Consider the following 3894-nt stretch of genomic DNA (forward strand, 5'->3'; position numbering starts at 1 on the left):
GGCGGCCATGGTCGTCTACGGCTACGACTCCACCCTGCCCGTCACCGTCGGCGACCTGCTGCCGCTGACGGCCGCCGTGGTCCGCGGCTCCTCCCGCGCCCTCGTGGTCGCCGACCTGCCGTTCGGCTCCTACCAGGGCTCACCCGAGCAGGCGCTCGGCACGGCGGCGCGGTTCATGAAGGAGGCGGGCGCGCACGCGGTCAAGCTGGAGGGCGGGCGCCGCGTCCTGCCGCAGGTCGAGCTGCTGGTCTCGGCGGGCGTGCCGGTCATGGCGCACCTCGGCCTGACCCCGCAGTCGGTCAACGTCCTGGGCGGCTACCGCGTCCAGGGGCGCGGCGAGGCGGGCGACGAGCTGATGGCCGACGCCAAGGACCTCGAACGGGCCGGCGCCTTCGCGCTGGTGCTGGAGTGCGTGCCGGCCGACCTGGCCGAGCGGGTGACGGCCTCGCTGTCCATCCCGACCATCGGCATCGGGGCCGGGGCGGCCACGGACGCGCAGGTGCTGGTGTGGCAGGACCTCATGGGGCTGAACGAGCACCCGGCGAGGTTCGTCAAGCGGTACGCGGACCTGGGCGCGGAGATGGACCGCGCCGCCCGCGCCTTCGCCGCCGACGTGGTGTCGGGGGCCTTCCCGGAGGCCGCGCACACGTACGGCTGAGCGAGCCGGGGCGGCACAGGACCGCCCGCGCCCTACGGCTCACGCACGCCGCGAGGCCCCCGCACGCTATGGACACATCCCGACAAATGGTGAAAAATTTATTTACGCCATATTGTCGGGCCAAGTGGGATGCCTCATGTCGTTCGTGGGACGAGAGCGCGAACTCCGGCTACTGGCAGACGCCCTGAGCCGCCCCCCTCTCGTCCTGCTGGTCCAAGGCGAGGCGGGCGTCGGCAAGACCCGCCTGCTGCACGAGCTGACCGGTCGCCCGATGCTCGTCGGGAGCTGTCACCCCATGCGGTTCCCGTACGGGCCGGTCGTGGAGGCGCTGCGCGACGCCCGGCCGCTGGGCGGGCTCAACCCGATCACCGGGGCGCTGCGCCCGCTGCTGCCGGAGTGCGCCGAGCTGCTGCCGCCCGCCCCGCCGCCCCCGCAGGACGCGATGGTGGAGCGGCACCGGCTGTTCCGGGCGGTGCTGTCGCTGCTGGGCTCGCTCGGGCCGGTGACGCTGGTCGTCGAGGACGTGCACTGGGTCGATCCCGGCACGAGGGAGCTGCTGGGGTTCCTGGCGCGCTGCCTGCCCGACGGGGTCAGCCTGGTGGTCACGTACCGGGCGGAGGATCTGCGCCACCCCGTGACCGAGCTGCTCGCGCACCTGCCGCCGCGCATCGACCACGCCGAGATCGAACTGGCCCCGCTCGACCCCGAGGAGACCGCGCTGCTGGCCAAGCAACTGCTCCCGGCCCCGGCCGACCTCTGGCCGCTCACCGGCGGCGTGCCGCGCGCCGTCGAGGAGCTGGCCCGCATGCTGGCCGAGGGCCAGGAGCCGGGCACGCCGGCCGCGCTGCGCGACGCCGTGCTGGGCAAGCTGTCGGCGCTGCCGCGCGCGGCGCGTCACATCGTCCAGGCGGCGTCGCTGGTCGAGCAGCCGGTGTGCGAGGAGACGCTGACGGGCGTCGCGGGCGTGCCGCCGGAGCAGGGCGAGCGCGGCCTCAACGAGGCGGTGCGCTGCGGCCTGCTGCGCGAGTGGACCCCCGGCCGGTACGGACTGCGCCAGCCCCTGGTCAGGCAGGCGGTCACGGAGACGATCAGCCCCACCGCGACCCGCAGGCTGCGCCGCAGGATCGACGGCCCGTCCGAGCCGCAGGGCACGCTCTCCCCGCGCGAGGACGAGGTGGCCAGGCTGGCCGCCGGCGGGCTGACCAACAGGGAGATCGCCGAGAGCCTGTTCCTGTCGCCGCGCACGGTCGAGGTGCACATCGCCAACGCGCTGCGCAAGCTGGGCCTCACCTCGCGCAGGCAGCTCAGCATCGGCACCACGTAGCCATACCTCTGCTTGTTACAGCCCCCGCCCGCCGCGGATTTCAGCACGCCCCCGGGCCCGGACTACGTAGTCGCAATACGTGTGCTCCACGTATAGCCCCTAGCGCGCTTCTGCCTCATGTTTTGGGGTGATTCCGCCAACCCCCAGGAAGGGTTCACATGCGGCCAACTACCCTGCTGCTCGCATCCCTGATCAGCGCTCTGGCGCTGTCCGCGGCGCCACCCCCCGCCTCAGCGGCAGCCCCCGAGACCAGCACGTACATCGTGCAGCTCAACCCGGACGTCCGCGCCGGCACCCGCGCGGCGGCCGAGACGCAGGTCGCCTCACTCGGCGGCAAGCTGATCGGCGTGTACGAGCACGCCTTCAAGGGCTACACCGCCCAGCTGACCGCCGAGGCGGCCGAGAAGCTCAGGCAGACCCCGAACGTGCTCACCGTCGAGCAGGACGCGGTCGTCACGACGTTCGCGCAGACCGTCCCCACCGGCGTCCGGCGCATCTTCGCCCCGTCCAACCCGAACCTCGACATCGACGGCGTCGACGACGTCCGCATCGACGCCGACGTGGCCGTGGTGGACACCGGCTCCGACAACACCCACCCCGACCTGAACGTGGTCGCCCGCACCAACTGCGTGACCGGCGTCTGCGTGAACAACACGGGCACCGACGACAACGGCCACGGCTCCCACGTGGCGGGCACCATCGGCGCCCTCGACAACACGATCGGCCCGGTGGGCGTGGCCCCCGGCGCCCGCATCCACTCGGTGAAGGTGCTCAACGCGGCCGGCTCCGGCACCCTGGCGGGCATCGCCGCCGGGATCAACTGGGTCGTGCAGCGCGCCTCCACCATCGAGGTCATCAACATGAGCCTCGGCTGCTCCGGCTGCTCCAGCAGCGCGATCAGCACCGCGATCACGAACGCCACCAACGCCGGCATCGTGGTCGTCGTGGCGGCGGGCAACAGCCACGCCAACACCTCGGGCTTCTTCCCGGCCAACCACGCCGACGTGGTCACCGTCTCGGCCCTGACCGACATCGACGGGCTGCCCGGCGGCGCCGGCGGCAGCAGGCTGTCGTGCCGCAGCGAGACCGACCAGGACGACACCTCGGCGTTCTACTCCAACTACGGCGCCACGGTCGAGATCACCGCTCCCGGCACCTGCATCTACTCGACCTACATGGCCGGCGGCTACGCCACGATCAGCGGCACGTCGATGGCCAGCCCGCACGTCGCGGGCGCGGCGGCCATCCTCACGGCGGGCTCGCGCAAGCCGACGAACCGGGCGGGCGCGCTCGCCGTACGCACGAAGCTGGTCTCCACCGGCAACTCGAACTGGACCGACGACTCGGGTGACGGCGTCAAGGAGCCGCTGCTCGACGTGCACGACGCTACGCAGTACTGAGCACTTCCTCGCTCGGTAGCTCTTCCTCGCGCAGTGGTTCTCCTCGCTCGGTGACGCCTCCTCGGGTGGGCGCCGCCGGGTGAGGCCCAGGCGCCCGGCCACGCTCCCCGGGCGCCTGCTGCCGTCCGGGCTGTGCCTGTGCGAGCGTGTCCGCGCGAGCGCGTCCAGGCGAGCGCGTCTACGCGAGCGTGGCTGGGTCGGTGTTGGAGCCGCACACCACCACGGCGACCCGCTCGCCGTCGGCGGGCGTGTACGCCCCCGACAGCAGGGCGGCGTACGCGGCCGCCCCCGCGGGCTCGGCGGCCAGCCGGTGCTCCTGCCACAGCGTGCGCCGGGCGGCCATGATCGCGTCGTCGGTCACCAGGACGCTGCGGACGCCGGCGCGGGAGAGGATCTCGTACGGCACGCCGCCGATCCGGCTGGCGCCCAGCGCGTCGGCCCCCACGCCGCTCACCGGTGCCGGGACCGGGCGGCCGGCCGCCAGCGCGGCGTGCAGGGGCGGGGACAGCTCC

Annotated in this window: 4 protein-coding genes; 3 read left to right on the forward strand and 1 reads right to left on the reverse strand. The window is 73.3% G+C overall.

What is annotated here, in order from left to right; genetic code table 11:
* The 3 genes from panB to KME77_RS25155 form a co-directional block, all read left to right on the forward strand.
* Positions 1 to 658: 3-methyl-2-oxobutanoate hydroxymethyltransferase (gene panB, locus KME77_RS25145; RefSeq protein ID WP_219471411.1), on the forward strand; the 658-nt coding region annotated here is incomplete at its 5' end.
* Positions 659 to 803: 145 nt separating this feature from the next.
* Positions 804 to 1982, forward strand: a complete 1179-nt coding sequence (locus KME77_RS25150) for a helix-turn-helix transcriptional regulator (protein ID WP_219471412.1) — start codon at positions 804 to 806, stop codon at positions 1980 to 1982.
* A 158-nt stretch (positions 1983 to 2140) separates the two neighbouring features.
* Complete coding sequence (locus KME77_RS25155) at positions 2141 to 3382, forward strand: S8 family serine peptidase (RefSeq protein WP_219471413.1); 1242 nt, start codon at positions 2141 to 2143, stop codon at positions 3380 to 3382.
* A 178-nt stretch (positions 3383 to 3560) separates the two neighbouring features.
* Here the strand turns inward: KME77_RS25155 and KME77_RS25160 are convergent.
* A partial coding sequence (locus tag KME77_RS25160) for a pyridoxal-phosphate dependent enzyme (RefSeq protein WP_219471414.1) occupies positions 3561 to 3894 on the reverse strand: 334 nt, incomplete at its 5' end.

Origin of the sequence: Nonomuraea rhizosphaerae (genome assembly GCF_019396405.1) — a bacterium.
Lineage (GTDB): Bacteria > Actinomycetota > Actinomycetes > Streptosporangiales > Streptosporangiaceae > Nonomuraea > Nonomuraea rhizosphaerae.

What these genes read in the sequence shown, in the direction of transcription:
- KME77_RS25155 (WP_219471413.1), top strand. Translation starts at nt 2,141, where the DNA reads ATGCGGCCAACTACCCTGCTGCTCGCATCCCTGATCAGCGCTCTGGCG.